Raw genomic sequence first — 25919 nt, 5'->3', positions numbered from 1 at the left:
TCTGGTCGGGGCTTTGTGCTGCGTACAGCAGCGAAGTACAGCAACGGGGGTCAGGGGCCGAGGTCCCCGAGCGTGCTGCCGAGCTTCCGCAGGGCCTTGCGGGTGCTCTCGGCGGGCACGTGGGTGTAGACCTCCATCGTGACGGCGATCTGCGAGTGGCGGAGGATCTGCATCGCGATCCGCGGGTGCACGTCCAGGGCCGCCAGCAGGGAGCCGCAGGTGTGCCGGGTGTCGTGGACCCGGATGCGGCGCACGCCGGCCCGCTCGCAGCGCCGGGCGAACTCCCGGTTGAAGTTCCGCGGTTCGACCGGGGTGCCGTAGCGGGTGGTGAAGACGAACCGCGAGTCGGTCCACAGCTCACCGGCCGCGGCCCGGGCCCGCTCCTGGGCCTCCGCTCGCGCGGTGAGGGCGTCGACGCAGACGGCCGGCAGCGGCAGCACGTCCGCGGAGCCCTCCGTCTTGGTCTCCGCGTGGAGGAGGCGGCCGCCGACCCGCTGGAGCTGCCGGCGGATGCGCAGCTCCCCGGCGTCGAGGTTCACGTCGTCCCAGGTGAGTCCCAGGACCTCGCCCTTGCGCAGGCCCAGGACGAGGATCAGGACGTAGGCGGGGAACAGCGGGTCGCGCGCCGCCTTGGCCGCCTCCAGGAACCGTCTGGCCTCCTCGACCGACCAGGGGTCCGGTGTGCTGCGGCGGGGCGTGGAGAGCTTGATCAGCTGAGCGGGGTTCCTGGAGATGACCTCCTCCGTCATCGCGTTGCCCAGAGCGCTGCGCAGGACCGCGCGGGCTCCCCGGACCGTCCGGGGCGACGGCGTGCTCCGGCAGCACCGGCCGACGGCGCAGCAGCGGCGGGAGCCTTCGTCCCGCCGCGCGTCCTTGCCCTGGGCGCAGCACTGGCAGGTGCGTTGGACGGTGTTGAGCCAGGCCCGCACGTCCTGCACGGACAGCCTGTCCAGCCGCTTCGCGCCCAGGTACGGGACGATGTACAGACGCACCAGCGTCTCGTAGGTGGCCACCGTCAGCGGCTTGCGGGCCGGGGTGATCACCTCGCGCATCCAGTACTGCAGGTACTGCCCGAGGGTGGGGACGCTGGTGGCCACAGGACCGGCCTTCGCCGCCGCGTGGAGCTTCACCCACTTCTCGTGGACCTCGGCGCGGGTCTTGCCGTAGACGTACTTGCGGCCCCGCTTGCCGTCCGGCTTGGTCACCCACACGTAGGCGGCGAAGCCGTTGCGGTAGGGGTAGATCGAGCCCTCCCCGTTGCCTCGCTTGCCGCTCATGCCGACCACTCCTCGGCCTCGGCCGCACAGCGGGCGACGTACTCGTCCACCCAGGCGGGCAGGATGCGGCGGTTGCGGCCGATCTTCACCGAGCGGATCTGCCCGGTGAGGACGAGCATCTTCGTCTTGGACAGGCCGAAGCCGAGCATGTCGGCGACCTCGGCCATGGTGTGCCACTTCCGTTCGATCACGACGGCGGTCACGGGGTGGGTTCTCCTTCCGTTCCGGGTGCGGGGGTGAGGGCTTGGGTGAGCCAGGTCTCGCCGGGGGTGAGGCCGGTGCCGGCGAAGGCCCAGTGGGCGAGGACGAGGGTGGTCTCCTCCTCCTGGGCGCCGGTGAGGTCCGGGCGGGTGCCGACGAGGGTGGCGAGGGCCTGGGCGCGGCGCCAGGCGGCGCGGGCGTCTCGGAGGGCGCCGAGGGTGGTGGAGTAGCGGCGGGTCTTGGTGGAGAAGTGGCCGCGGAAGCCGAGCATGTGGGCCCAGGCGCGGAGCCGGAGGTCTTGGAGGTCGGGGCGGGCGCCGAGGTCCCAGCAGGTGCGGATCATGCGGCGGGCGTGGTCGGTGAGGTCGAGGTGCGCCAGCTCGGCGATCAGGCGGACGGGGCGGTCGAGGGTGCCGGTGGCGGTCTCGGCGCCCTTGGTGGCGTATTTGGCGATGTAGGCGGCCACAGTGCGTTCGGTGAGGTCGGTGCCGCCGTCGAGGTCGGCGGTGCGGATGGCGCGGATGTCGAGCTGGCGGCCGAAGGTGAAGGCATACTCCCGCCCGTCGACGGTGGGGCCGGGGATGCGGGCGGCAGCAGAGGCGGCGCGGATGGCGTCGGCGAGCAGGTCCGGGGTGGCCCAGCCGGGTGGTGGGGTGTGGCCGCCGTCGGGACCGTCGAGGCGGATGACGGCGTGGAAGTGGACCAGGCCGCGGCGCTGGTACTCGGCGACCTTGGCGAAGGAGACCCGGGCGTGGTCCTTGAAGGCGCGCTGAGTGAGCCCGGCGCGCTTGGCGACCTCGCGGCGCAGGTAGATCCCGAAGCGGGCCCAGATCTTCCCGGCATGGGCGTTCCAGAGCACCGCGCCGCGGTAGTCGTAGGTGGCGGGGTCGAGAGGCGTGCCGAGCTCAGCCGCATCCTCGCCATGCAGTACCCCGCAGCGGCAGGGGCGGATCTGCCCGGCTGGGCCGGTGGGGCGGTTGTGGACCGGGCCGAAGGAGGGGGCGGTGAAGGTGGCGAAGACCCGCGGGTGGGTGGCGACGTGGTCGGGGGTGCCCTTGCCGCCGCGCAGGCCTGCGGTGATCAGGTGGTAGGTGTCGCGGCGGTAGGTCTCGGCGCAGGCCGGGCAGCGGGTGGTGCGGCGGTTGCCGCAGCGGATGAGGAGGTGGCCGGCGGGCAGGGCGGTGGAGGTGAGGTGGTGCAGGACTTCGCCGGTGGCGGGGTGGATCTCGGTGCGGTGGCCGTCGAGGCGGACGGGGTGAGTGCAGCCGCCGAGGCCCTGGAGCTGGCGGAGCAGGGCGGGCATGGTGCCGAGGGCGGCGATGGAGACCAGGTCGGCGACCGGTGGCGGGGTGGTGGCGGGCATGCGAGGGCGGTCCTCCTGTCCGAGGGCGCGGGGAAGCGGGGAGGGGAGGGGGCCGGCCCGGCCCCGGAGCAATCGCAGGGCCGGGCCGGGCGGGTCAGTGGGTGGCGGTCGCGCGGGCCGGGCGGGTCCGGGGGGCGGTGCCGGTGCCGTGGCAGGCCGGGCAGGCGACGGTGAGCGTCGGCAGGGTGCCGGAGGGGTCGCGGGGGCCGGTGGTGATGGCGGCGGTGGCGTGGCCGTCGCAGTGCGGGCAGCGGCGGGCCGGGGCGGGGGCGTGCTGGGGCATCATGGGGGTCTCCTTGCGGGCTCTCGGGTCTGGCAGGGGGTTGAGGTCCCCGGGGCGGCGGGATGCTTGGCGGCTCGTTGCCGCCCCGGGGACCGGCTTTCAGCGGCGGCGCGAGCTGCGTCCGGAGGGCTTGGCCGCGTACATGGCGGCGTCGGCCGCGGTGAGCGCGTCGCTCAGCGTGGGCACCGGCAGGTCCGCCACGGCCGCGGCGCCGATTGAGGCGGACAGCGGCAGCCAGCCCCCGGCGTGCGGGACGGGCTCGTGCAGCACCCGGTGCAGCTCGCCCAGGCGTCCGGATCCGTCCAGGACGGCGGCGGCGAACTCGTCGCCCCCGAGGCGGGCGGCGACACCGGCCCGGCCGGTCCACCCAACGAGGCGCCGGGCGGCGGCGGTCAGGACGGCGTCCCCGGCCGGGTGGCCGTGGGTGTCGTTGGTGTGCTTGAAGTCGTCCAGGTCGACCAGGAGCACGGTGGTCCGGGCGGGGTGGGTGCGGATGAGGTGGTCGGCGCGGGCGGTGAAGCCGTCGCGGGTGTGCAGGCCGGTGAGCGGGTCGCGGCGGGCGGCGGCCAGGCGGTGGGCGAGGACGGTGCCGTGGGTGGTCCAGCCGAGCAGCGGGACGCCGGCGGCGGCGAGGAGCGGGGCGAGGTCCATGCGGGAGGGTCCTTTCCGGGCGGCGGTGCGGGCAGGGGTCGAGGTCTCCGTGGCGGCGGGATGCTTGGCGGCTCGCTGCCGCCCCGGGGACCGGCTTTCAGCGGCGGCGGCGGCGGGGGGCCGGGCCGAGGAGCTGGCGCAGGACGACGGCGCAGACGGCGACCGAGGCGGCGGTGACGGCGACGGCGAGCAGCAGCGCGGTCAGGACGGTGGCGAGGGCGACAACGGCGCCGACGGCGGCGGCTCCGGCCGCGAGGCAGGGGGCGAGGGGGCGCCGGGCGGGGGCGGTCGGCACGGGGGCGGCGGGGGTGTGCTGGCAGGTGCAGGCGGGGGCCTGTGCGGTGTGCTGGGCGCTGGTGATCAGGTGGACCGGGGCCGGGGTGGGTGCGGGTGCGGGCAGGCGGGGGCGGAGCATGGCGGGGCCTCCTTGGGTCACTTGGCGTTGGTGGTGACGGCGTCGACGCCGGTGCGGGTGGTGTGGTCGATGGCGGGGGCGATCCAGGTGTGGGCGAGGTAGAAGCCGAACAGGGCGATGGCGGCGGCGACCCACAGGCGGATGCCGAGGAACTTGATGGCGGCCCAGGCGATGGCGCCGAGGACGGCGACCAGGGGGAGGGTGACGGTCATGGCAGGGGGCTCCTGTTCAGCGGGCGGGGCAGCGGTGGGTGCGGGCGGCGAGTTCGGCGGCGGCGCGGCTGTCGTAGTCGGTGGAGAAGCCGCAGCGGGGGGCGGTGCAGGCGGCGGTGTGCTTGGTCCGGCCGCGGCTGTCGTAGTAGGTGGCGACCTGGACGGGGCCGATGCGGAGCACGTTGCGGGGGCGGATCGGGGGCATGGCGTGACCTCCTGTCAGGCGGGGGTGAGCTGGGCGGCGATGGCGTCGGCGAGCTGCTGGGGGACGCCGAGGCGGGTGCGCAGAGTGGCCGTGTCGATGGGGGTTCCGGTGCGGGCGTGGTGGGCGTCGGCGACCTTGCGGGCGTGGTCGACCAGCGCGGCCGGAACCGCCGGAGCGGGTGCAGCGGGTGCCGGCATCGGGGCCGGTGTGGGCTCCGGGGCGGCGGGCAGCGCCGGAACGGGCTCAGCGGCGAGCGGCTCCGGAACGGGGTCCGGTACCGGGGCGGGGGCGGGCTCGGCGTAGACCGGCGGGTCGGGATCCGGCTCAGATGCCGGGGCCGGGGCGGTGGGGGTGTGGGCGAGGAGGGTGCCGCCGAAGAAGGCGACGGCGGGCCATCCGGCGACGAGGATGCGCAGCCAGGCCGGGACCGCGGTGAGGTCGAGGAGTCCGGCGGTGGCGATGTTGGCGCCGAGGGAGGCGGTCAGGGCGGTGGCGAACCAGGTCCAGGCCGAGCGGGCCGGGGCCCCGGTGGCGCGCAGGGTGCGCATGCGGCGCCAGGCGGCGACGAGCAGGAGGTCGACGGAGACGGGGTAGGCCCAGGCCTTCCAGCCGTGCTGGCCTGCGGCTTCGGCGATGTCGTGGAGGTGGGCGAAGGACAGGGCACCGGCGATCACGGCCTGCACCAGTACGGCATCCGGGCGCGGTGGGCGGGGCATCGGCGGGTCCTCCTTCCAGGGGGGTCGGGCCCGGCATCGGGCATGACTGGGGTAGGGACCTGGCGCGGAGGGCGGCCGCGCCGACCGTGGGGGAGCGGGGTGTCAGCCGGTGGCCGGGCGGGGGGTGGCCAGCGGCGGGGCGTCGGCCGGCACTGGTGCGGCGGGGAGGTGGGGGCGGAAGGGGTCCAGGGCCGGGAGGTCGGGGACCAGGTGGGCGGTGGCGCGGCAGGCGGCGGCCGCGGCGGCGAGGGTGAGGTGGGGGGTGCGGATGCGGGACCAGCCGCCGGAGGAGTCCCCGGCGACCGCGAGGCCGGGCAGCTCGGGGGCGATGGCGGTCGCGGCCAGCACCGCTTCGGGGGCCACGTCGCCGAGGCCCATCTCGGCGGTGGGGCGGTCGTTGACGCGGTGCACGACGCGGCCGGTGAGCTGGGCGCGGAGCATGGTGGCGCCCTTGCCCAGCTCGGCGCCGAACCGCTGCCCGCACACCTCCAGGTAGATCCCGGCCGCGCGGCCGAGCTGGGCAAGGCGGATGAGCTGGGTGACCATGCGGTCGCGCCGCTCCTCGTCCTTTCGGGTGGCGGTGAGGAAGAGTTCGGCGACCTCGTCCACGATCAGCACGACCGGCACCGGGCGGACCTTGGGCGGCAGGCCCCACAGGTCGGAGGTGATCTCCTCGTCCGCCACCGCCCGGGTGATGCCCTGGTGGGCGCGGATCAGGTCGTAGCGCTCCTCCATCAGCCCCACCAGGGCGTCCAGGAGGTCCGCGCCCTGGGCGGGGTCGGTGGCCAGGGCGGAGAAGCGGGGGGCGAAGGGGGCCTGCTCCACCCCGCGCTTGCAGTCGATCCCCGCCAGCGCCACCGGCCGGGTGGCCAGGCCGCAGATGAGGTTGCGCAGGTAGACGGACTTGCCGGACAGGGTCGCGCCCAGGGTCAGCGCGTGCGGGATCGTGCGGTAGTCGCGGACGAATGCAGTGCCGTCCTCGCGCAGCGCGACCGGGACCAGCAGCGGCCCGCCCGGCAGGCGGCGCGGCATCCGCACCCGGCGCAGCACGTCGAAGCCGGTCATCCGCAGCTCCACCACGCCGGGCCGGATCTCGGTGACGTGGACGGCGTGCACCCCCCAGGCGTGGCGCAGCCGCTCGGCCGAGGCGGCCACGTCGGCCGGCTCCTGCCCGGGCGCCAGGCGCAGCCGGATCCGCAGGCCGGTGGAGGTGGGGCGGACGCGGCGGACCTTCGGCGGGACGGGGCGGACCTCGTGACGGCTGGTGGCGCGGACCAGCAGCGCCCGCAGCCGCGAGGGCGGGACGGTCAGCCCGCAGGCGTCCATGGTGGAGCCGTAGGTGGCCGCGAAGCGCGCGGTGGCCAGCGGCAGGCCGAGGGCGGACCAGTACAGGGCCGGGGCCTTGGCCCGGGCGATTGCGGCGCCGGTGGCGGCCGCGGTTAACGGCCCGCCCACCTCCAGCAGCGTCAGCAGCTCCGGCATGACGCTCAGCCCTGCACCGAGGCCGGGACCAGCGCGGTCACCGCCACGGCCCGGAAGGAGATCCCGTGCCGCTTCTGGCCGTTGAACTCGCTCTCCCAGTCCCGCGCCTTGAGCCCGGTGACCGCGACCGGGGTGCCGACCGCCAGGCCCTCGCCGGGGATGCCGGACTTGGGCACCGAGACCGTCAGGAGGTTGGCCTCCCCCTCGTCGGCCACGGTCAGCCCCACGGTCACCATCGGGGAGCCGGTCTCCCGGTCGATGGCGATCTCACCGGTCTGCCGGTTGGCCACCTTCGGCGCGGGCGGCACGGCCACGAACACGAACGCAGTCGAGGTGTCGACCTTGAAGGACGGCATGACGCAGCTCCTTGAGTCAGCTCCGGCGCCAGGCGCGCCGAGTAGCAGCTTCACTATGAAAGTAGTCGCAGAGATTCTGCGAGTCAACAGAATCTGCGAGTAGCAGTGAAGCTGAACTTCTGCGACTCTGGCGTGTGACCACAGAGGAGGAAGCATGACCAGCGGTTTCGGCCTGGTAGTCCGCTTCGAGCTGCGCGACGACGCCGCCGCAGCCGCCTTCGATGAGCTGGTGGCGGAGACGCTGCCCGCCATCAAGGCGCACGAGCCGGGGACGCTCGCCTACGTCGTCCACTCCGTGCCGGACGAGCCGGGCGTGCGTGTCTTCTACGAGCTGTACGAGGACCGGGCCGCCTTCGCCCGCCACGAGGAGCAGGCCCACACCAAGCGCTTCCTCGCCGAGCGCGAGCAGCACCTCTCCGCCGTGCACGTCACCTTCCTCCAGGCCGAGGCGGGGAAGGGCCCGGTGACCCCGTGACCCCGGAGGAGCGACGCGCCTTCGGCGCCAGGGTCGCGGAGCTGCGGGAGCAGCGTGGCTTCACCCAGAAGGAGATGGCCGCCGAGATCGGCCGCACCGCGAGCTGGCTCTCCCAGGTGGAACGAGGCGTCCAGCCGGTCAACCGCCTCGACGTGCTCCGGCTCCTGGCCGACGGGCTCGGCGTACCCCTGCAGGTCCTCCGCCCGGACGCGCCGGCCGCTACGGAAGCCACCGAGCCCGAGCAGGCCGAGGAGCCCAACGACCTCGACCAGGCCCGGCTGGTCATCTCCGGCCACCCCGTCCCCGAGGTACTGCTTGCCGCGGAACCGGCCGGCGCCCCGGTCACCACAGAGGAGCTGCGCCGCGCCGTCGACGAGGTATGGGATCTCACCCACGGCAACCGCTTCGCCGAACTCAGCGCCGCCCTGGGCCCGCTGGTGCCCCGGATCGAGCGCGCCGCGCGCACCGCCCCCGAGGCGGACCGCCCCGAGCTGTGGCGTCTGCTGAGCCGCACCTACCAGGCACTCGCCTCCGCCTTCGTCCGCCAGGACGAGGCCGACGCCGCATGGGTCGCCGCCGACCGCGCCATCCGGGCCGCCGAGGAGTCCGGCCGCACCCTCGAAGTCTTCGCCAGTGTCTACCGGCTCGCCCAGGCCTTCGTCCGGCTCAAGCACCTGGACCAGGCCGAGCACGCCGCCACCACAGCGCTCAACGCCCTGGAGCGCCACCAGCAGAGCCGGGACGACGAACCCGAGACGCTGTCGGTCATCGGCGCCCTGCACCTGGTGCTCGCCCTCATCCACGCCCGCGCCGGAGACCGGAGCAAGGCACGGCAGGAGATCGAGCGGGCCCGCAAGGTCGCCCGGCGGATCGGTGAGGACCGCAACGACTTCAACCTGGAGTTCGGCCCGACCAACGTCGACATCCAGGCCGCCTCCATCGCCGTCGAGCTGGGCGACGCCGGAGAGGCCATCGACATCGGCACCCGGATCGACGCCTCCGGCCTGTCCGTGGAGCGCCGCGCCCGACTGCTCATGGACCTGGGCCGAGCCTATGCACAGCGGCGCCAGTCCGGCGAAGCCCTCGCAGTGCTCCTCCAAGCCGAGGAACTGTCGCCCGACCTGATCCACACCCACATCGATGCCCGCAACACCATCCGGGACCTGGTGCTGGTCGCGGGACGCTCGGCCGCACCCGAACTCCGGGAACTCGCAGAGCGGGCAGACGCCCGGCCATGAGTGAGTAGAAATCTTCTCTACGGGTTCAAGGCTCGCTCCGCTCGCCGCGGCGCCGCGCGGCGCCGCTCGCCGTCGCTCCTGTCTTCGCCCCGCTCCGGCGGCGGCCCGCTCCGCGCCGCAAGGCGGGAGGGTGGCGGGATAGGCCCGCACGGGGCTGGGGCGGCCGGCTACGCGGCTTTACGCACCTCTCCGGACCGGGACCCGAGTCGAGCAAGACCAGGGGGCCACTCGGCCAAATTGCGGTCAGGCCCAGAAGCCCTGACCGAGTCGCAACAGCTTACGGCCCCCTGATCATGCTCGACCCCAGACCAGACAGGACACCGCCCAAAGCCGCTACACCGGCCTGTCGGTAGCGTGACGCCATGGACACGCCCCGGATCAAGGTCTACGGCTCAGCCACAGAGATCACCATCGCGGCCAATGCCGCAGGGCTTCACGCTCTCGCCGAACAGCTCGTTGATCTCGCCGACCCGGAACTCAGCGGCGGATATCACGTGCACCTTGACGCGGGGATCAACTTGGAGGATGGGCCGATCAACTTGATCCTTGAGCGAGACGACCAGCTCTGAAGGATTCAGCTGCACGAGACGCGCTGGACGGTTGAGTGTCTAACTGCGCTACAACGGCCCCGTACTGGGACGGACAATCACGGACTCCCGTGGATAGTCGTCGCAGGTCACAGGCGGTTCGAGTGCAGGTGGCGCGACCGCCCGCATTGCTTCGGGACGAAGAAGCCTTGTGCCCGTTGCGTGCCCGTTCCAGAGGGACATGGCGGGGACTCACGGGGAACAGCGGAGCCGATTGCACTCCGGCCCAGGTCGGGGAGTTGCCAGGTCAGACACCACCCGCATACGGCGTCTTCCAAACTGGCAACATCCCCGGAGAGGCGAATTCTCGGAGCCGTCTCTGGGGCGTGAGAGGTGGACCAGCGATGACCAGCGTTGACAACCGGTAACGGCGTCAACGCTGGCCAGCGCGACAGTTCTACAAGCGTCGCAGCTCAACGAGTCGGCTGTTCAGTAGACGGTCGTGTCACTTCCGGTTCATCTCTCAAGCACCTCAGTCGGGGCCGTCTCATTCCACTCCGTGGACGTATCGACCACGAGGCCGCCATCTAGGCTGTGGTCATCACGACGGCGAATGAGCTGCCATGAATCGGTCATCTCGCCGGAGGACAACGCAGTAAGCCGCCACTCCGATCCATTCATGCCCGGACTGTCCACGCGCAGCCGCACCAGATACCAGCTGTGCGCGCCGACAACCGGCACGGTGAGTGAGACGCAGGGGACACCGACGGCATCGCGGTGCACCTCCCATATCCCCTCAACCGGTTCGCCGACTGCCAAGCCAGGAAGGAATCCGGTCGGCATGCCGAGTCCCGTGAAGGTGCCAGATGCCGAGAAGACAAGGTCTGTGCCGCCTGGCCCGGTCCAGGTGCCCGGCAGCGCGGCGGCCGCCGGATCGATGGCACCGCCGCCCTGGTCTCGCAGCACCCAACCGGAGGCAACCGCAGGGAGCACACATCCTTGGAGGAGGAGCAACCAGGAGGAGACGAGCCCGAGGCTCCCCTTGGCCCAGGGGATGAACGTGTACGCCACAGCCGCGAGATGGTTGATCAGCCAGGCTCCCACGAGCGAGAGCAACACCAACCCTGCTGCTGACGCTACAAGCTTGTGCGCCCGCGGCCAACGACGGCCGGCCATCATGCCGAAGGTCACCGCCATCAGGGCAATGCCAGCTGCAACACCGGCAACGACTGCTGTGGACCATGCGAGGCTGCCCAGCACCCGCCCCCGGCTGCCAGCCAGCGACTCGGATCGCCATATGGCCACCAGTAGCGGCCCGGTCCCCAGCGTCAGCCAGCCCAGTGCTGCACCGAACGCCGCCCCTGCCGCCCCGCACCACCGCACCCAACGTTCCACGGCCTGGCCTCCCCTGCCCTCTCACCACTCCGCGATCGCGCCACCCTAACCGGGCGGCGAGGAACCCGTCTGGGCAGCACCTGCCATGGAGAAGGTGAAGGGGCGATTCCGAACAACAGCCCCACTGCCGCCCCTCTCCTGTCGATGAGCAGGCTATGGCCGTCCTCAAGGCCCCACAGCTTCTGCGCACACTCCGCTGCAGCACCTCGTCAAGGCGCACTCGCCACAGCCGAACTGACATCACCAGGCGACATCAACGTCGCCGGACAACGGCGGACAGGGCCGGGCGAAGAAGGATGAAGGGACGCCCTAAGTCGCGGGGTCCGGCAGGCGGCGGGGTACCAGAGCCGAACTCCTAAGGCGGGTATCGGTTGGAGGCCGGCGCTGTCGGGGCCCTCACACCAACGCCCCGCCGGTCCCACTAGTGGCGAAAACCTCTGGTGAGCGTGGTGCAGTCGGCGGAGGATGGCGGCATGACGCTGACGATTTGGGTCGATGACTGGCAGATCCAGTGCTGCGGGCAACCCTTCGCGCCGGGGGAGACCGTGTCGTGGAACCTACTGGAGGTCGATCCGGAAGACTATGCCGATGTCGTCGGCAGTGAGAACGCGCCCAGGATCGACTTCCGCGAGGAGCATCACGGTGAGGAGGAGGGACACGCGTCCACGCGGTTGGAGGTGGTGACAGTCGCCGAGGTGCACTGCCGCTACGAGGTGCCAACCGGTAGCGAGGGGACTGTCCCCTTCCCGGTCCCCGGTACGACCGTGCTGGTGCCTGTGGCGAAGGCAGACGGGTGGGCGGAGGTTCAGCCAGGCGTCCGATTCGCGGGCTACTTGGTGACTGCCCGGCGTGCCACAGCCGTGCCAGGCCAGGCGGCTATTGACGCGGACTGACGGGCAATGACCGGCGCAGCGGCGCTTCATCGCACATCAGCGGGTTTCTAGGCCAGCGGCCAAGCGGGTTCGGAGGCTTACAAAGCAGCGGTTTCACGCTCCGCTACAGTCTCGCCATGGATCCGCGCACTCTCGTTGGACGTCGGCTGCACGGCGTTGTTGCTGCGTGGCACGTCTTCGAGGGCGTCAAGGATCACCAGCCGATCGATGTTTGGCTGTTCCTTGACGTGGGTGGTCCCGTCGAGATCGGTGTTGCCTCGGACTGGCGTCTGACACTTGACGCCTCACAGCCATACGAGCCGTACGACATGCAGGAGTGCGGCGTAGTCGAGGTACGCCCGCTCTCTGGGCACTTCCCGCTCGCGAAGCATCGGGGAGAGGAGATCCAGGACGTAGGTGAGGACATCCACCCCTTGGCCGGCCGCATGAGGATGGATCTCCGGTTTGCGTCTGGTGCGGTGCGGTTCGAGAGCTACGGCGGAGAGCTGCGAGTCCAGGCCGTGCCCGGCGGTACAGCAACGAAGTACAGCAACCACGCCGACTCTCTCTGACGGCGGACGACGGTGCCCGCCTTGCCGAGCAGCCCAGCAGCTCTCGTTGACCACTGTGCCGTTTGCTGGGGGTCAAGGGGTCGCAGGTTCAAATCCTGTCGTCCCGACAGTACGGCGAAGCCCGCCGACTTGGATCATCGATCCAGGTCAGCGGGCTTCTTCGTGTTCGCGAGACAGGATCAGCGAACGATCCGCAGGTGACGCCCGGGGCCGGGCTCTGGGACCACTTTGGGACCGGCAGATCTCTGGCCCGCCCCGAGGTGGGCGCTCAGGGCAGCCCCGGCCTGCTCGATCGAGCGGCGGTCGGGGTGCAGGTAGCGCTGCGTGGTGGTGAGCGAGCCGTGCCCGGCGATCCTCCGCAGGACGTGCAGGGGGACTGCGGGTGCCGATAAATCATCCGCCCAGGTCACGCTGCGTGCTGGTCCTCGTGCAGGGTTCCGCCGAGTCGCTCTCGTCGGCGGACCTCCAGATGTCTGATCTCGCTCGGTTTGTTGATCGGGTGAGGGAGCGGGCACAGGGGAGCGGCTTGACACAAGGCTTGGTGCGGGCGATGCCGGTTGTAGTGGGTTTCGAACTCGCGGAGCGCGTGGAGGAGGTGGGCTTGGTTCCAGATCAGGGTGCGGTCCAGGAGTTCGTGTCGGCAGGTTTGTACCAGCGCTCCATCAGAGAGTTCATCCGCGGTGTCTGAATGCCGATGGTGACCACCTTCAGCCTGGCGTCGGTCATGAGAGCGTTGAAGGCGGCCGTGAACTTCGAGCCGCGGTCACGGATCAAGAACCTGGCCCTGCTGCCCGCGTTCTCCAGGTCCATGAGCAGATTGCGTCCGAGCTGCACGATCCACTCCGCGGTCGGGTGCGCGGTGGCGCCGAGGATCCGGATGCGCCTGGTGGAGTGCTCGATCACGGCGAAGACGTAAAGTCGCGCCCCGGTCAGGGTACGGACCACGAAGAGATCGCAGGCGAGCAGCGCCTCGGCTTGGCTGCGTAGGAAGTCGGCCCAGGTGCTGCTGTGCCGTTCGGGGGCAGGTGGGGCGCCGTGCTCTTTGAGGATCTCCCAGACGGTGGAGGCGGCGACCTTGATTCCCAGGGCCGCAAGTTCACCGTGGATCCGGCGATATCCCCACGAGCTGTTTTCGCGTGCGAGGCGCAGGATCAGGGCGGGGATCGATCGGACGCTGGGCGGGCGACCCCGACGCTTCGGTACGCAGGTCGCAGCGTGGCGGCGCTTGAGCAAGTCGCGGTGTCAGCGGAGCAGCGTGTCCGGGCGTACGAGCAGCAGGAGGCACCTCAGCTTGTCCGGCGGAAGGCGGTGGAGCAGGCCGGCGAGGATTGCTCGGTCGGTGTTGGTGGACGTGGGCTTTCCGACCTGGCGTTGCAGAACCAGCAGTTGGTGCCTGAGCGCCAGGATCTCAATGTCTTTCTCCCGGTCGCTCATCGGCAGGAGACGCAACAGGGCGAGGGTGTTGGTCGCAGCGAGGTAGGCGAAGCGCAGCAGCACGAGAGATCATGATGACGCGGACGTTTCGCGAGGGGAAGGTGCCGGGAGAGCGGGGCGGGGTTGAAGATCATCGATCACGGCGCTGACCTGGGTGGACAATTTACCGGCACCCGCAATCTGCTGGCCAGCGTCCTCAACCGATTTCTGGGACTTCCCGCCTGCACCGACCAGAGCACCCACCCGGACGTGGACGAGCCGCCTGCCGACGACGAGGTGATCGTTGAGGACACCGCCGCGCCCGCTCATGCCCGGAGCACGGCATCGAAATCCACGCGGTCTACGACGGCCGGCGTGTCGATGGCTCCTACGACCCCTCGACCCAGGCCGTGACCATTGCGGCCGGCCCTGTTCAAGGGGAATACGGGTCCCCCAGCGGAGCTTCGGTCGCGCTCGTGCAGGCGCTCAACCTGCACGTCAGCCCGCAACGCAACGCCTGGTCCTTCTGGACCGTCACAGCCGCCGGGAAGCTCCTGCAGAGCATCCGGTAGCTGATCATCTGCCGACTCCCCGGAGAGCTTGGATCCGCAAGGCCCTGTCCCTGCATCGGAGCATGGCTTCACACTCCTTGCCGTGGACCGCTGCCGGTCCCGGGGCGGCAGGCGGGGACCGGACTGCCTGGTCATGGATCGGTCTCCGAGGTGATGGGTGGTGGTCCCCCGACGATGCCGGCATGGCTACTGCGTGGGGAGTCGGAGTGAGGCGGTGAACCCATGAGCCGAGCGGGTGGGACCACCTGGGTCAGTCGGCGGTGTCCCGGGCCTCGTAGCCGAGAAGGTCTCCGGCCAGCAGGGGGTGGACCAGCTCCTGGATGTACCAGGCCAGGTCCGTCATCTCCGTGGCTCCGGGGAGGGATCGCCGGTTGATCGACGGGGTGAAGGAGGCCGTCTGCCTGCCGGGGCAGAAGAGCAGGGTGCCGCCGGTCTCGGCATCGGGCCGGTAGACCGAGATGCCCACGTGCAGGTCCCGCGCTTCGGGGGCGTCGAGCCGGGCGAGGACCTGTGGTTTGTCCATGGGGTCCTCGCGGGACCAGTCGAAGTCGCCGTCGTCCTCGACCATGCAGGAGATGCCGAGCGGCTCCGCCGGAGTCCACCCGCGGCCTGCGAGGAGCCGGAGGGTTCCGGCGACGGTGACCTCTTGGTGGAACGTGAGGTCGATGTCGGCGGTCCTGGACAATCCCGTCAGCTCCATTGGATGCTCGGCCGGTGGGGACACCTCAAGCTGTTTGTGCGGACGACGGTGAGGCCGAGTTGATCAGAGTCTGCAGGTCGTACACCAGCACCAGCCAGTACCTGTCGAGTGCGGCGAGGTTCCGGAAGATCTGCCTCGCGGTGCCCCCCTGCCGCTCGCGGTCCCGGTCGAAGTCGCGGATGGTGAACAGGGAGTCGTATCGCTCGAACAGGATCCCGCGGTCTTCTTCGTACTCGTGCGAGAGCTCGACCTCGACAGCCCCGCGCTCCAGCTTCCCCGCGTAGTCGATGAACTCGCCCTCGACCGGGTGCAGGATGGTGCCGGCCGCTTGTCCGATGTCGGAGATCAGCGCGTCGACCGGCTTGCCGGGGTGGATGAAGATGGAGTAGTAGCCGCTCAATGGGGGGTTTCCTGGGCCGGGCGACGGGAGATCCGTAGTCATGATCCGTCCGCGAGTCGAGGTCGGCATCTGCTTAGCCCAGGGCTTGGGCGATCTCTCGGCCCCTGTCCGTGAGCCGGAGCCAGCAGGGCTCGAAGTGGTCGAGGGAGGTGAGATCTTCCCAGTCGGAAGTGATGCGGCCCAGGATCATGGCTGTGTCCCCCGGCCAGTCCAGGAAGTCGCCGCTGTCGAAGGCCGAGTTGGACAGCTCGCCCGCACGGGCGAGGCCCTCGTCCAGCAGGTAGCGGATCAGGCGTAGTGTCTCGGCTTTCACCCCTTCAGGGGTCGCGTCGGCCGCCTCCTCCTCGATGAGCGAGACGACCGTGGTCAGGCCGATCCAGTCGGTGAGGCCCTGGTACAGGATCTCCTCCACCACGGGGTTGTTCTGGAGGTTCATTGTGCCCTTCACTGGGTCCGCGGCAGATGGATCTTCCAGATCCGGCCGCCGGCTTGGGTTGCGTTGATGTCTATCGTCTCGCCGCCGGATCCAGAGACGTTGCGGTACTGCACGCGGACACCGTCCGGACGCGTGTAGGAGGACACCTTCTGACCGGGTCCGGGGCGCGGGGCCCCGTCGGTCAGCTTGTCCCAGAGACGGTCGAGTTCGGCCTTGTCGCGAGCCGACCGCACGGGCATCTTGCGACCGGTGTTCTCGCCGAGCACCTCACCGTCGTCCTTGAGAATGTCGTCGGCGGACAGCTTGTCGATGTCGACGCCCGGATCCCGCCCCGGCGGCAGCTCTCCCTCCTCGCCAGGCTCCGACTCGCCCCCACGCCCGCCGCCAGTGGGCGGTTCCTCGCCGCCTCCTCCGCCGCGTCCGCCGACGCCTCTGGGGGTACCTCCCGGCCGGAGGCTGGGGGAGGGTTGGCGGGCCTCGGTGTCGGCCATCTCGCGTTCGAGGGTCTGAGCGACCTCGGTGGTCTCGGCTTCGGCGGTCTCGACCTCGGGGACGCCTTCGGCGGCGGAGGCCAGCACGGTCTCCAGGTCGGCGATGCCCTCGGCGGCGTAGTCGGCGACGGCGGCGTCCATGACGCCGTCGACGGTGGCGAAGATCGCGGCGGCCTCGCCGGCGTCCAGGGCGGCGGCCCCGGCGTCGGAGCCGCCCAGGGTGACCACGGTGCCCAGCACACCGAGGATCGTGGTGGCGCCGATGGCCAGGCCTGCTTCGGCGGCCTTGTGCTCGAACTCGCTGTGGGCGTGGTCGACGGCCTGGGCGAACCTCTCGCACACCGCGGCCAGTCGCAGGCAGGCGAGGTGGGCGGTGGACAGGGGTGCGTCGCCGCCGGCGTCGCAGTCCTGCCAGATCTTCCCCCAGAAGTCGGCCATGGCCGAGAGGGAGGCGCTGGAGTTGTTGTCGGTGAGCGCCTGGACCTGCAGGTGCAGGTCGCGGGCGGTGTCGTCGAGGTCGGCGGCGGCCTGGCGGTAGGCGGCGGCCGCATCCCGCAGCCGGTCCTGGTGGCCGTCGGGCCAGTACCGGTCGATCGGCGGCGGCCAGTGGTTGCTGCCGGGGCCGATGGACGAGGGCGGGTCGGGGTACATCACGTCGGCGATGACCGGGGGCGGGCCGAACAGGCGGGGGCTGCCGGTGCGGGCCTTGGCGTCGGAGTGGTGGTCGGCCTTGAGGTAGTTGTTGGCGGTGCGCACCAGCCCGTCGGCGGCCTGCCCGACCGCGCGCACGGCCGCGGACAGCACCGGGAACAGGGCTCGGGCCGCCGGGTCGTAGCTGGTGGCGAAGGCATGGCCCCACCGGTCGTCCCCGGCCATCCCCGCCGCGCCGCGCAGGGCCGAGCCGAGGGTGTCGGCGATGTGGTCGAGGCGGTCCTGGCCGCGGGCGAAGGCCAGGGCGACCTGGTGCAGGTCCTCGGGGGTGACGTCGATCGGCCCGCCCCCGCCGGTGTCGGCGGGTATCACGCGCGGCCCCAGATCCGCAGGTTGGCGCTCTCGGCCGCCCGGTAGTTGCCGTGCGCGGTGCGGGTCACCGCGTGCAGGCCGCGCAGCGTGCGGTGCAGGTCCTTCGAGGTGGCCCGCCACTGCGCAAACGCGACGCGGAACCGGTCGTGCGCCTCGCCCTCCCAGGACTGCGCGACCCGGGCCAGGCCCGCGTCCAGCTCCGACAGCTGCTCCTCCAGGCGGTCGGCGCTCGCCTCCAGGCCGGAGATGAGTTCCGCCAGCGCTCCGAACTCCACCTTCAGGCGTCCCGTCACGATCCCCGTCCTCCCCGTGCAGGCGATCGAACCGGTGATCGACCCTATGGGTGCTGACATGCCGACGGAGGGCGCTTTTTGGCTGCTTGGTCAGGTCTTGGGTTCGATGAGGGGCAACCTTTGCGGTAGGTGCGGTCCTGCTCACGCTCGGGCGCTCGGTGCGCCGTGGTCGTGGTGGTGGACCGCGGAGGAGTGGGTGCCTCGCTGCCGGCGCGGCCGCCCCGTGTCTCACGCGCCTCTCACAGGCATCTCACGGACGGGGTGTCATGGAGGGGCATCAGGCGTCATGTGGGACGGACTGGGTGAGCTCTGACCTGCACGACCCGGACGGGGGAACAGCGGGCGGCCGAACCGGGCCGTCGTAGGGCAGCCGTGGGCTTCGCCCATGAGTACGGTGCACGCCAGGGTCTGGCGATTCACGGCCGAGAAGGGGCCTGCCGGGGCGGAGGCTGTCCAGGCGGTGGAGGTCGGCCAGGGGCCGCTCCCGGTGTCGCTGGCCGCGCTGGCCAACATCAACGCCCTGGCCTGCGAGCTGCGCCGCACGGTCGACCAGCGCGTACGCAGCCACGAGATCAGCCTGCTGCTCAGCTACCTGAGTGGGGATGCCGGTTCGCGGCCGCTCGGGGTCGACTGCGGTGCGTTCGACTTCAGTTCCGGACATGTCCGACGCTTTGTCGGCGAGTGCACCGGGCTCGGTGTCATGACCGCTGCCAGCCAGACCCTGTTCACCTGGAAGTCCGGCGCCGACGGGCTCAGCAGCTTCGACGTCCTGCCCGACAAGCTCGTGGGCGCGTAGGTGAAGACCGGCGTCCGCCCGGATCTGCTCTACGACCTCGCCGCCGGTCCGCTCGCTGGCGAGGCGCGCGGTCGGCGCCGGGACGCGAAGCAGATGCTCCCGGCGGTAAAGGGAACCGCGGACCAGCGAGAGCGCCTGGAGAAGCTCGCGGCCTGGTCTGTGGGCCACGGTGATCACGACTACTTCATGAGCTGGGTGTGGCTTGGCGCGGGCGGTGTCTACGTCGACATCTTTCTGCCCAAGGACTCCCCGGCTACGGTCAGCCTGAAGACCGGGTGGATCAAGAAGCCCGGGAGCCGGCAGCCCTGGCGCTTCCGCCTCCCGAGGCCTGACCCCCGCCGACGGGTGGAGGTGAACCCGGAGGGCGACCTCGACCAGCCCTTCCTCCTGAACGAGCCGGGCGCCGATGCTCCGGACGGGATGGCCGACGAAGAGGTGCTTTCGGCCGACCGCGCCCGGCAGGTGGTCAACGCGGCGATGGACAGGGCCTTCGGCCGGGAGGGGCGAACGCTGGGCGAGCTCGGCGGCGTGCCGGTGCGCGGGACCTGGCTCAGGGCGGACGCCATCGGCCCCGCACGCCACGAGGTGCTGGTCGGTGTCCTCGGCGAGCGTGTCCCCGTAGACCTCCGGGCCCAGCGCCGCCGTCTTGAGGCAGGGCCGGGCCACCGGCTCGACCTGTTCCTCGAAGGCCGCCTGCTGACGCTCGTGCACCCGGTCGGCGAACCACGCCCCAGCTGGGGCCGTATCGCCGAGGAGGCTGTCGGCTGAGCCGGGTCGGCCTGTATCGGGCAGATCGACACCGAACTTCTGTTCTGATCGCCCCTGCGTCAAATGCGGTCTCAGAGCCGGCTGTTGTCCGCGATGATGGCGTGGTGCGAGTCACCCGCCTGCTGATCTCGAACTTCCGGGGCTGGAAGTCCCTCGACCTGCGTCCGCGTGACCACGTCGTGCTGGCGGGAGTTCCCCGCGCCGACCGTAGCGACATCGTCGAGGCGCTGGCCCGCGTGCTGGACCCGGACGCCGCACAGAGTCCCGCCCCGACCTCCACCAAGAGCCTCCCGCTGCCCAGGCGGACGCCCCGAAGGACGACAAGCTGGCGCTCCCGGGCGACAGTGGCCCAGGCGGAGCGTTCTGCAAGACCGAGCCTTTCGTTCGGACCGACTTCGCGGAGGTCGAGGTCACGCTGACCGACCTCGACCCGGGCATCGAGCAGTCGGAGAGGAGTACTGCCGAAGTCGATGCGGCGTTCGACAGTGGAGATCCGGACGTGGGCGCGGCCGTCGTCCGGCTCGTCTTCGCCTGTGACGACTTCGACGCCGCGGCAGCGCGCGTCAGCCGCGCCCTGGCGTCGGACGGCTCCGGGGTCCGCCAGTTGGGTTTCGTTGCAGTGGGGGATATGACCCGGGTCTTCCGGCGGCTCACGCCGGAGATCTACGGATCCCTGCGCGTCGAAGGGCTGGGCGGAGTCGCGGACACGGCGTTCAGGGACGCGTTGACGTTCGTGCCGTTCCGCGATCTCCCTCTGTGGTTCCAGTGGAAACGGATCGCCCTCACCGTCCTCCGTGTCCTTGAGGGGTACCGGCTCCGACTGGAGGATGCGGCGATCTCCCGCCGTGACGGTCTGCGCAGGGTGTGGAGGTCCAGGCGCGGCAGGTGCTGAATCCAGGGAACATGACATCACTCCGCCGAGACCGGGACGGTTCACGCGGAGGGGAGCGGACCTCGGCAGCCGTTCCTTGATCGCCGACGGGATGCAGCGGCTGTTCTCGATCAGCCGGGCCGAGGTCGGGTCCAGGATCAGCCAGTCCCGGGGGAACACCGGGTTCGGCTCCTGCCCCGACCTGGTCTGCAACGAGTCCGCCGAGTACTGGGCCCACGGCATGAACTACGGTGACGTCCTTTGCTGGGACGAGCAAGCCGACCGATCGGCACGGCGGGTCAAGCTCCTGCCTTCGGAGGACTCAAAGGCCTGGACCCTTCTGCGCTGACGGGCGGCGCCGGCAGCTCCTGGGATGCTGTAGCGGCATGGCCGGTCAGTACACGGGCCGCCGGCCGGGCCTGCAGGCAGATCCGGCTCGGACGCCGCTACCACTACGGCAAGGGAGTCGTCACGGAAAGCAGGCTCCGGCGAGAACTCCGGGAGTACCGGGAGAATGCCGCGCTGGAACGCATCGCTGGTGAACTCTCCGGCCTGTTCACCGGCGACGGCCTGGCGGCCGAAGCGGTACCCGCCTGGGTCGACGGGACCCTCTGGGGCTTCTGGGACATCTCCGCCCAGCCGGCGGCGGCCCTGCCCGACGACTCCGATCCCCGGACGGTGGACGCATGGGTCGAGGAACTGGTGGCGGGGCACGGCACGGCCGACAGGATCTATGTCGGCAGCCACTTGGGCATCCTGCCCTGGCTCGAGTGCAGACTGCCGGCCGGGGGATGGATGGCGCGGATTCGGCAGGCCATTGAGGAACCCTGGATGTTCCTGACCGGATCGCTGGACTTTCTCGTGGTGGTGGCCGAGGCGGAGTACTGCCACGAGGCCCACATCGGCCACCGCCCCACGACGGAATGACTCCGCCGGGCACGGTCCGGCGCCCTGCATCGTTTCAGGCCGGGACGGCCGCGGTGAGTCGCCCGTCGTCGTGTGGGATCCGAGTGGGGTGTGGGAGATGAACGCCGTCGAATCCGTCGCCGCCCTTGCCGAACTGCTGCGGAACAACCTGGACCGGTGCACCTGGACGGGCGCCCTCGGCCCGGAGGACGTCGCCCGGGCCGAGGAGCAGCTCGGGGTCGCCTTCCCGCCCTCCTATCGCCGCTTCCTGGCAGAGCTGGGGAGCTGCGAGGCCGAGGGCGAGGAGTTCCTCGGTGTCTACCGGACGGGTGCCATGGGCGATGTCCTGCTGGGCACCGTGTCCGAGACCCTGCATGCCCGGTCGGACCCGCGGTTCCCCCAGCACCTCCTGGTCGTCCAGTACGACGGCATGGGCGGCCTGGTGTCGATCGACGTCTCGCTCCGGGACGGCCGCGGTGAGTCGCCCGTCGTCGTGTGGGATCCGGGCGCGGCGGACCGCGGGGGTCCTGAGCTCCTGGCCGAGGACTTCGGCAGTCACGCCCTGCGCCAGTGCACCCGAGCGTTGGGCCGGTAGCCGTATGCGTGGTGGAGTCTCGGCGGGGTCTCACGGCTGACCGCGGCTTGTCCGCGGCTTCCCCGCGTCTCGCACGTTTCTCACCGGCGTCTCACGGACGGGGTGTCACGGAGCCGTATCAGCGGTACACGGGGTGGACGAGGCAGGCCCTGACCCGTGTGCCCCGGACGGAAGAAGACCGGGCGGACAGGCGTTCGGCCGCTGGGGGTGTCAGCGGGCCAGGGAGGGCGCAGGTCCACATCCTGTCGTCCCGACAGGGGTTCGCCTCATGGTCGCAGTTCAGAGGCGGCTTTCTCCTTCGCGGGGAAGCGGCCTTCGGCGCACTCCGGGACCAGCCTCTCACCTTCGTCCCACGTTTCCATGGTCCGACGCCGGGCTCGGAGGCCGTTCGGCGTCGCGAGCTGACGACGGCATGCGCCTGTTCCCCGGCAACGCAGCGGTCCGTAGCTCAGTCGGAAGAGCAGCCGTCTCCAAAGCGGCGTGCCGCAGGTTCGAGTCCTGCCGGACCAGCAGAAGTACCGGCCGTTCTCCGGGACCCCGCACATGCGGCGATCAGCAGAACCTGGTGGGCAGAAGCCTCAGGGGATGCGGTCGCATCACCCGGGCGAACGGGGCCGCGGGCAGGTGGTGAGGAACACCGCGACCGGCGCGGATCTCGCGCAGCGCCTCTCCCGCGCTCTCACGGACGGGGCGTCGTGGGGCGGCATCAGATGTCGTGCGGGGCGGATGAGGTGGGCCCTGACCTGCGAGGTTCGGGCCGGCGGACATCGGTCGGACGACCGTGCGACCGCCGAGGCCGAGGGGCCGCACGTGGTCGCTGGACGGCGATGGGGTGCCGGGCCCGTCACGGGCGCGGAGGAGACGGCGCGGTCGAGTGCGCCGGCGAGTGCGATGACGACCTCGTGGACTGCCTGGGGGAGCAGGCGGCCGTAGAGGTCGACGGTGGTGGCCAGGGTGGGGTGCCGCAGGGGCGTGGAGACGATGGCCGGCGGGACGCGTAAGCCGATCATGGTGGTCGCCGCGGTGTGCCTGAGATCGTGAACGCCGGTCCTGGGCAGCCCGGCTTCTGCGGTGCGGCGGTGCGGTTCGTTCGGCACCCGCCGGGGGTCGCGGCGGCCGCCGTCGGGGCGGGTGAGGACGAGCCCTTCCAGGGATGCGCCGGGGCGGACGCAGCCCCCGCACGCCTCGAAGGCCGGGAAAGGAGTGACCACGGGGGTCTGCCGGGTCAGTACCAGAGGGCCATTCCGACAGCCCCGGAGCCGGTTCGTGCCGCGTGGCGCAGCACCTCGAGCGGGCCGTCGATCAGCTTGCCCGCGTCGTGACCGGCGTCGTCGCCCATGCCGTCCAGCCACAGCCCGACCCGGGCGGTGACCTCGGCGCGGCGCGCAGGTTCCAGCGCGAGCGCCTGCCGGGCTTCGGGCAGGACGGCCTGCACCTGGGCGGCGTCGAGGAGGAAGTCGCCGAACCGGCCGGGCAGGTGCTGCGCGGAGGCGGGGCCCAGGGCCCAGGCCAGGGCCGCGGCCGGGTCGCCCTTGCGGGCGGCTGCGCAGAACAGTCCCTCGCCCTCCCGCTGGGGGACCAGTCGCAGGAGGTCGTCCCTCATGTCCTCCGCGGCGGCGGAGTCGCTCCGGGCGGCGTCCACCAGGTCGGCGAAGCGCCGGGCCGCGCCGGTCGGCGCCGGACAGTGCGGCCCTTCTTCGAAGAAGACCTCGGATGCGGACTGCCTCCGCCACCACTCCAGGTCGGCCGAGGGGGCCGGGGCTGCACCGTGTGCGGCGGCGGCGTCGGGGTGGACGCGGCGGATCCGGCTGATCTCGGGGTCCGGGACGGCGCCCACGACCCAGAACCCGGTCGCGCTCATCCGTTCCTCCTCGGAGCTGCCGCGGTGCGCCCCGCTGTCCATGGCCCGGCGCGGCTGGTCTGCGGGCCCCTGGGGCGGCCGGGCCGCCGGTGCGTGGTTCCCCGAGGCCGGCGGGGTGGAACGGTACCGCGAAGCGGTCCGCCGGCGCGCGGCCGACGGCGTCGGCCTCCCGGGCCTCCGGCGGGGGTGGGACCTCGCCGGTGAACAGGCCGGCGTCGCCGCCGTGCCGTACCGGCGCGAGGAGGTGTTCCCGTGGCGGTGCGACGGGCCGTGCCGTCAGCCGGGCGGACCGCCCCGGTCGGCGCCGCCGACGGCGTGGGGTCCACTGTCATCGTCCAGCGGGCGGTGCGGGCCGGGCGGTGCGCCCAGGGGCGGTGGCCGGCAGCGGGCTCAGGAAGCGCCGGTCGGCCGGGGCGACGTCCCGAAGCGGCCCGGCGGCGCGCAGGACGACGTCGAGGACGGCGTCCGGGTCTGCGGCGTAACTGTGCGCGAACCAGGCCATGTTGGCCTCCACCACGGCCCACTGCTCGGCCCCGGAGTCCGGGTCCTGGATCAGCCCGACGTCGACCACGACCGCGCTGGGCAGCGTGTGCGCGCAGGCGTCGAGCAGCGCGGCAGCGAACGTGCGGACCTCGGCCTCGTGCACGGCGCCTGCGAGCGGGGCGGTGTCCAGGTGTCCGAAGCGGGCGTAGCGGCTGCCCGCGGCGATGCGGCCGTCCAGGACGAACAGCCGGTACTCCCAGGCGAAGGTGACCGGGTCGCTGACGAGCACCGCCGTGTCCGGGCCGATCCGCTCACCGCTGCGTGGCAGGCGGCCGCCGTCGGCGTACACGGCGGCCGGGAACTGCTTGTCGCCGGGAGGCTTGACGAACCGCGGGCGGGTCGCGGTCCAGGCATCCGCGAGCGTGGTCAACTCGATCCGACGTCCGGTGAACTCCCGTGGCAGCTCGGTCTGCCACGCGTCCGACGGTTCGAGCAGTCCCAGGCCGAGGGCGCCGGCGCATCGATTGGCGGCCAGCGGGCCGCCGTACCAGTACACCTCCCGCCCGCCCAGCGCCGCTGCCGCATCCACGCTCACCGCGGCCGGCGCGGTGTGCTCCAGGCCGCGTCGCACCGCTGCCTCGGCCAGCACCACGCCGGTGCTGGTCTGCCGTCCCACGGTGAGCAGCACCGGACGGCGCGTGGCGGAGGTGTTCACGACGGGCACCGGAACTCTCGGACGGCCTCGGCCGGGCCCGCGAGGCGCTTGTCGGACCCCGCCGGCTCCTCGGCCGGCACCCGCCTCCGGCCTTCGGCCAGGGGTGCCCCCATCTCCAGGAGGGTTCGGCGGCCGGCCTGCCGGCCCGGGGAGCGGGCCGTGAAGGCGGCGTCCCCCCGGAACGTCGTCGCGCAGCCGGCCCCGGAGGCGGGTGCGTTCCGGCACCGGGCGGTGCGGAGCGCATGGTCCTCGTGCGGCACCGGGCAGAGGATCGGCTGCTTCGGCGGCCCGGGCGGCCCGGGCGGCCACGCCCGCCAATCCGACGCCTCGACCAGCGCGAGCTCCACCCGCCCGGTCGGACGCCGCAGCGTCACGGTATCCGTCCGCGCCATGAGCGCACTCCCCCCTTCCGCGTCGGTGGGCTGCCCACCGTAGTGGCGGCGCCGCATCGGCGGCGAACACGATGTCGTCCGCCGTCCGCGCGTGGCATGTCCCGAGGACGGTCCCGAGATCGCTCCGGCACTCGAGCAGCCGGAGTCGAGCGCCCGGGTGGCCCGCCTCGAACGGTCCCGGGGATGCGCGGGGCGTCACGCGGCGGAGCCTGCGCCGGGACCACGTGCGGCGCCACGACCGGACGCCACGGTGGCGCAGTGGCCGGCGGTGCGCTGCGCCGGGACCTCGGCGACGGTGCGGCCGGGCGGGACGTGGAGGAACCCGGTTGCACAGGTCATCGCCCGGCGCTCCGCATCGCCCAGGTCTCCAGCGCGGCGAAGTCGTCCGTGGTGAGGCCGCGGCGCGGGTCGACGTGGTGGAGCAGGGCAGGCCGGTCGTGGCGGGCGGCGATCCAGGCGTGGTCGGCGTCGGTGAGCTCGTCGTCGACCCAGGCGAAGGCACGGCCTCGGGCCCAGTGGGCCACGTGCCTGGTCTTCCAGTGCAGGCCCTCGGGGTCCTGGCGGTGCATGTCGGCCGAGGGCCACTCGATCACCGGAAGCTCGGGCAGACCGAGCGCCGGGGCGATCCAGTCGTTCGCCTCGTGCATCCACGTGGTCGCCCAGACCAGCTCGAACGGCAGCGCCCGCAACTGCCTCCCGTGGTCGGGGTCGAGCCACACCCGCAACGGCTTGACGTACTCGGCGGCCCGCAGCCTGCCGTAGGGGCGCGAGGCCGCCGGGGAGGCCGACCAGGACGCCGGGCGCATGCGGAAGGTGGCGTAGCCCGCCGGCCGCCGCTCCGGTTTCGCGGCGTAGGGGTTGAGCGGTCCGTCCACATCCAACAGGAGCAGGGGGCGCTGCACGGGCGCGGTCATGGCCTGCACGGTAGCTTCCGGCAGACCGGTCGCACACCCGGATATCCGGC

At 71.9% G+C, this 25919-nt stretch carries 33 protein-coding genes, 1 tRNA gene and 1 pseudogene; 12 read left to right on the top strand and 23 right to left on the bottom strand.

Annotated features, from left to right (window positions below):
* Positions 1–50: 50 nt before the first annotated feature.
* From xerC to LO771_RS19900, 11 genes are all read right to left on the bottom strand, one after another.
* Entirely contained in the window at positions 51–1286 is a 1236-nt protein-coding gene (gene xerC / locus LO771_RS19950) for a tyrosine-type recombinase/integrase (protein ID WP_230654396.1), read from the bottom strand.
* Complete coding sequence (locus tag LO771_RS19945) at positions 1274–1480, bottom strand: excisionase family DNA-binding protein (RefSeq protein ID WP_230654394.1); 207 nt, start codon at positions 1478–1480, stop codon at positions 1274–1276. Before LO771_RS19945 ends, xerC begins: the two co-directional genes overlap by 13 nt.
* The gene (locus LO771_RS19940; RefSeq protein ID WP_374228203.1) at positions 1477–2841 is read right to left on the bottom strand and encodes a replication initiator; all 1365 of its coding nucleotides are present in this window, start codon (positions 2839–2841) and stop codon (positions 1477–1479) included. Before LO771_RS19940 ends, LO771_RS19945 begins: the two co-directional genes overlap by 4 nt.
* A 94-nt stretch (positions 2842–2935) precedes the next feature.
* The gene (locus LO771_RS19935) at positions 2936–3127 is read right to left on the bottom strand and encodes a hypothetical protein (protein WP_374228202.1); all 192 of its coding nucleotides are present in this window, start codon (positions 3125–3127) and stop codon (positions 2936–2938) included.
* Positions 3128–3223: 96 nt separating this feature from the next.
* Entirely contained in the window at positions 3224–3775 is a 552-nt protein-coding gene (locus LO771_RS19930) for a GGDEF domain-containing protein (RefSeq protein ID WP_230654393.1), read from the bottom strand.
* 97 nt (positions 3776–3872) lie between these two features.
* Positions 3873–4190: a SpdD protein gene (locus tag LO771_RS19925; RefSeq protein WP_230654391.1), complete on the bottom strand. Its 318-nt coding sequence runs from the start codon at positions 4188–4190 to the stop codon at positions 3873–3875.
* A gap of 17 nt (positions 4191–4207) precedes the next feature.
* Entirely contained in the window at positions 4208–4402 is a 195-nt protein-coding gene (locus tag LO771_RS19920; RefSeq protein WP_230654389.1) for a hypothetical protein, read from the bottom strand.
* Between the two features lie 16 nt (positions 4403–4418).
* Entirely contained in the window at positions 4419–4607 is a 189-nt protein-coding gene (locus LO771_RS19915) for a mobile element transfer protein (protein WP_230654387.1), read from the bottom strand.
* 14 nt (positions 4608–4621) lie between these two features.
* Positions 4622–5323 carry a DUF2637 domain-containing protein gene (locus tag LO771_RS19910; RefSeq protein ID WP_230654386.1) on the bottom strand — a complete coding sequence of 234 codons (702 nt, stop codon included), beginning with the start codon at positions 5321–5323 and terminating at the stop codon, positions 4622–4624.
* Positions 5324–5425: 102 nt separating this feature from the next.
* The gene (locus LO771_RS19905; protein ID WP_230654384.1) at positions 5426–6805 is read right to left on the bottom strand and encodes an FtsK/SpoIIIE domain-containing protein; all 1380 of its coding nucleotides are present in this window, start codon (positions 6803–6805) and stop codon (positions 5426–5428) included.
* 5 nt (positions 6806–6810) lie between these two features.
* Positions 6811–7161, bottom strand: a complete 351-nt coding sequence (locus LO771_RS19900; RefSeq protein WP_230654382.1) for a hypothetical protein — start codon at positions 7159–7161, stop codon at positions 6811–6813.
* 154 nt (positions 7162–7315) lie between these two features.
* On the opposite strand from LO771_RS19900, the gene LO771_RS19895 reads away from it, so the two are divergent.
* From LO771_RS19895 to LO771_RS19885, 3 genes are all read left to right on the top strand, one after another.
* Positions 7316–7636 carry a putative quinol monooxygenase gene (locus tag LO771_RS19895; RefSeq protein WP_230654380.1) on the top strand — a complete coding sequence of 107 codons (321 nt, stop codon included), beginning with the start codon at positions 7316–7318 and terminating at the stop codon, positions 7634–7636.
* Positions 7633–8874: a helix-turn-helix domain-containing protein gene (locus tag LO771_RS19890; protein ID WP_230654378.1), complete on the top strand. Its 1242-nt coding sequence runs from the start codon at positions 7633–7635 to the stop codon at positions 8872–8874. Before LO771_RS19895 ends, LO771_RS19890 begins: the two co-directional genes overlap by 4 nt.
* 362 nt (positions 8875–9236) lie before the next feature.
* On the top strand, positions 9237–9443 hold the full coding sequence (locus LO771_RS19885; protein WP_230654376.1) for a hypothetical protein: 207 nt from the start codon (positions 9237–9239) through the stop codon (positions 9441–9443).
* A gap of 474 nt (positions 9444–9917) precedes the next feature.
* On the opposite strand, the gene LO771_RS19880 is transcribed toward LO771_RS19885, so the two are convergent.
* Positions 9918–10796, bottom strand: a complete 879-nt coding sequence (locus tag LO771_RS19880; protein WP_230654374.1) for a hypothetical protein — start codon at positions 10794–10796, stop codon at positions 9918–9920.
* Between the two features lie 473 nt (positions 10797–11269).
* On the opposite strand from LO771_RS19880, the gene LO771_RS19875 reads away from it, so the two are divergent.
* A complete protein-coding gene (locus tag LO771_RS19875; RefSeq protein WP_230654372.1) occupies positions 11270–11689 on the top strand; it encodes a DUF6578 domain-containing protein in 420 nt (139 codons plus the stop codon).
* A gap of 116 nt (positions 11690–11805) precedes the next feature.
* On the top strand, positions 11806–12240 hold the full coding sequence (locus LO771_RS19870; protein WP_230654370.1) for a hypothetical protein: 435 nt from the start codon (positions 11806–11808) through the stop codon (positions 12238–12240).
* Positions 12241–12419: 179 nt separating this feature from the next.
* Here LO771_RS19870 and LO771_RS19865 read toward each other — a convergent pair whose 3' ends face one another.
* On the bottom strand, positions 12420–12650 hold the full coding sequence (locus LO771_RS19865; protein WP_230654368.1) for a site-specific integrase: 231 nt from the start codon (positions 12648–12650) through the stop codon (positions 12420–12422).
* Positions 12647–13737: pseudogene (locus LO771_RS19860) on the bottom strand (integrase core domain-containing protein). Before LO771_RS19860 ends, LO771_RS19865 begins: the two are co-directional and overlap by 4 nt.
* A 60-nt stretch (positions 13738–13797) precedes the next feature.
* Here LO771_RS19860 and LO771_RS19855 point away from each other — a divergent pair.
* On the top strand, positions 13798–14067 hold the full coding sequence (locus LO771_RS19855) for a hypothetical protein (RefSeq protein ID WP_230654366.1): 270 nt from the start codon (positions 13798–13800) through the stop codon (positions 14065–14067).
* Positions 14068–14475: 408 nt separating this feature from the next.
* Here the strand turns inward: LO771_RS19855 and LO771_RS19850 are convergent, their stop codons facing one another.
* The 5 genes from LO771_RS19850 to LO771_RS19830 are packed head-to-tail and all read right to left on the bottom strand — an operon-like array spanning position 14476 to position 17568.
* A complete protein-coding gene (locus LO771_RS19850; protein ID WP_230654364.1) occupies positions 14476–14910 on the bottom strand; it encodes a hypothetical protein in 435 nt (144 codons plus the stop codon).
* Positions 14911–14950: 40 nt separating this feature from the next.
* Positions 14951–15367, bottom strand: a complete 417-nt coding sequence (locus tag LO771_RS19845; protein ID WP_230654362.1) for a hypothetical protein — start codon at positions 15365–15367, stop codon at positions 14951–14953.
* A gap of 31 nt (positions 15368–15398) precedes the next feature.
* The gene (locus LO771_RS19840) at positions 15399–15761 is read right to left on the bottom strand and encodes a hypothetical protein (protein WP_230654360.1); all 363 of its coding nucleotides are present in this window, start codon (positions 15759–15761) and stop codon (positions 15399–15401) included.
* Between the two features lie 8 nt (positions 15762–15769).
* Positions 15770–17275 (bottom strand): WXG100 family type VII secretion target, encoded by a 1506-nt coding sequence (locus LO771_RS19835; RefSeq protein WP_230654358.1) that lies wholly within the window; start codon positions 17273–17275, stop codon positions 15770–15772.
* A complete protein-coding gene (locus LO771_RS19830; RefSeq protein WP_230654356.1) occupies positions 17272–17568 on the bottom strand; it encodes a WXG100 family type VII secretion target in 297 nt (98 codons plus the stop codon). The genes LO771_RS19835 and LO771_RS19830 overlap by 4 nt, the downstream gene beginning before the upstream one ends.
* A gap of 385 nt (positions 17569–17953) precedes the next feature.
* Between LO771_RS19830 and LO771_RS19825 the strand changes: the two genes are divergently transcribed.
* From LO771_RS19825 to LO771_RS19800, 6 genes are all read left to right on the top strand, one after another.
* Positions 17954–18364 (top strand): hypothetical protein, encoded by a 411-nt coding sequence (locus LO771_RS19825; protein WP_230654354.1) that lies wholly within the window; start codon positions 17954–17956, stop codon positions 18362–18364.
* The gene (locus LO771_RS19820) at positions 18365–19132 is read left to right on the top strand and encodes a hypothetical protein (RefSeq protein WP_230654352.1); all 768 of its coding nucleotides are present in this window, start codon (positions 18365–18367) and stop codon (positions 19130–19132) included.
* Between the two features lie 499 nt (positions 19133–19631).
* Complete coding sequence (locus LO771_RS19815; protein ID WP_230654350.1) at positions 19632–20024, top strand: hypothetical protein; 393 nt, start codon at positions 19632–19634, stop codon at positions 20022–20024.
* Positions 20025–20264: 240 nt separating this feature from the next.
* Positions 20265–20930, top strand: coding sequence for a hypothetical protein (locus tag LO771_RS19810; protein WP_230654349.1), 666 nt, complete (start codon positions 20265–20267; stop codon positions 20928–20930).
* A 97-nt stretch (positions 20931–21027) separates the two neighbouring features.
* Positions 21028–21504, top strand: a complete 477-nt coding sequence (locus LO771_RS19805) for an SMI1/KNR4 family protein (RefSeq protein ID WP_230654348.1) — start codon at positions 21028–21030, stop codon at positions 21502–21504.
* 437 nt (positions 21505–21941) lie between these two features.
* A tRNA-Trp gene (locus LO771_RS19800) sits at positions 21942–22014 on the top strand.
* 715 nt (positions 22015–22729) lie between these two features.
* Here the strand turns inward: LO771_RS19800 and LO771_RS19795 are convergent.
* The 4 genes from LO771_RS19795 to LO771_RS19780 form a co-directional block, all read right to left on the bottom strand.
* Positions 22730–23365 (bottom strand): hypothetical protein, encoded by a 636-nt coding sequence (locus LO771_RS19795; protein ID WP_230654346.1) that lies wholly within the window; start codon positions 23363–23365, stop codon positions 22730–22732.
* Between the two features lie 328 nt (positions 23366–23693).
* Positions 23694–24563, bottom strand: coding sequence for an ATP-grasp domain-containing protein (locus LO771_RS19790; protein WP_230654344.1), 870 nt, complete (start codon positions 24561–24563; stop codon positions 23694–23696).
* A 587-nt stretch (positions 24564–25150) separates the two neighbouring features.
* A complete protein-coding gene (locus LO771_RS19785; protein ID WP_230654343.1) occupies positions 25151–25294 on the bottom strand; it encodes a hypothetical protein in 144 nt (47 codons plus the stop codon).
* A complete protein-coding gene (locus LO771_RS19780; RefSeq protein WP_230654341.1) occupies positions 25291–25869 on the bottom strand; it encodes an HAD domain-containing protein in 579 nt (192 codons plus the stop codon). Before LO771_RS19780 ends, LO771_RS19785 begins: the two co-directional genes overlap by 4 nt.
* Positions 25870–25919 lie beyond the last annotated feature (50 nt).

This window comes from Streptacidiphilus sp. ASG 303, assembly GCF_020991365.1.
GTDB lineage: Bacteria > Actinomycetota > Actinomycetes > Streptomycetales > Streptomycetaceae > Peterkaempfera.
Note: the sequence above shows the minus strand (reverse complement) of the source record. Positions and strands in the feature narration are given on the sequence as shown.

Coding starts and splice junctions, on each gene's coding strand:
- LO771_RS19940 (WP_374228203.1), bottom strand. CDS start 2,841: ATGCCCGCCACCACCCCGCCACCGGTCGCCGACCTGGTCTCCATCGCC.
- LO771_RS19935 (WP_374228202.1), bottom strand. CDS start 3,127: ATGATGCCCCAGCACGCCCCCGCCCCGGCCCGCCGCTGCCCGCACTGC.
- LO771_RS19930 (WP_230654393.1), bottom strand. CDS start 3,775: ATGGACCTCGCCCCGCTCCTCGCCGCCGCCGGCGTCCCGCTGCTCGGC.
- LO771_RS19925 (WP_230654391.1), bottom strand. CDS start 4,190: ATGCTCCGCCCCCGCCTGCCCGCACCCGCACCCACCCCGGCCCCGGTC.
- LO771_RS19920 (WP_230654389.1), bottom strand. CDS start 4,402: ATGACCGTCACCCTCCCCCTGGTCGCCGTCCTCGGCGCCATCGCCTGG.
- LO771_RS19915 (WP_230654387.1), bottom strand. CDS start 4,607: ATGCCCCCGATCCGCCCCCGCAACGTGCTCCGCATCGGCCCCGTCCAG.
- LO771_RS19910 (WP_230654386.1), bottom strand. CDS start 5,323: ATGCCCCGCCCACCGCGCCCGGATGCCGTACTGGTGCAGGCCGTGATC.
- LO771_RS19905 (WP_230654384.1), bottom strand. CDS start 6,805: ATGCCGGAGCTGCTGACGCTGCTGGAGGTGGGCGGGCCGTTAACCGCG.
- LO771_RS19900 (WP_230654382.1), bottom strand. CDS start 7,161: ATGCCGTCCTTCAAGGTCGACACCTCGACTGCGTTCGTGTTCGTGGCC.
- LO771_RS19895 (WP_230654380.1), top strand. CDS start 7,316: ATGACCAGCGGTTTCGGCCTGGTAGTCCGCTTCGAGCTGCGCGACGAC.
- LO771_RS19885 (WP_230654376.1), top strand. CDS start 9,237: ATGGACACGCCCCGGATCAAGGTCTACGGCTCAGCCACAGAGATCACC.
- LO771_RS19875 (WP_230654372.1), top strand. CDS start 11,270: ATGACGCTGACGATTTGGGTCGATGACTGGCAGATCCAGTGCTGCGGG.
- LO771_RS19870 (WP_230654370.1), top strand. CDS start 11,806: ATGGATCCGCGCACTCTCGTTGGACGTCGGCTGCACGGCGTTGTTGCT.
- LO771_RS19845 (WP_230654362.1), bottom strand. CDS start 15,367: ATGACTACGGATCTCCCGTCGCCCGGCCCAGGAAACCCCCCATTGAGC.
- LO771_RS19840 (WP_230654360.1), bottom strand. CDS start 15,761: ATGAACCTCCAGAACAACCCCGTGGTGGAGGAGATCCTGTACCAGGGC.
- LO771_RS19825 (WP_230654354.1), top strand. CDS start 17,954: ATGAGTACGGTGCACGCCAGGGTCTGGCGATTCACGGCCGAGAAGGGG.
- LO771_RS19805 (WP_230654348.1), top strand. CDS start 21,028: ATGAACGCCGTCGAATCCGTCGCCGCCCTTGCCGAACTGCTGCGGAAC.
- LO771_RS19795 (WP_230654346.1), bottom strand. CDS start 23,365: ATGAGCGCGACCGGGTTCTGGGTCGTGGGCGCCGTCCCGGACCCCGAG.
- LO771_RS19785 (WP_230654343.1), bottom strand. CDS start 25,294: ATGACCTGTGCAACCGGGTTCCTCCACGTCCCGCCCGGCCGCACCGTC.
- LO771_RS19780 (WP_230654341.1), bottom strand. CDS start 25,869: ATGACCGCGCCCGTGCAGCGCCCCCTGCTCCTGTTGGATGTGGACGGA.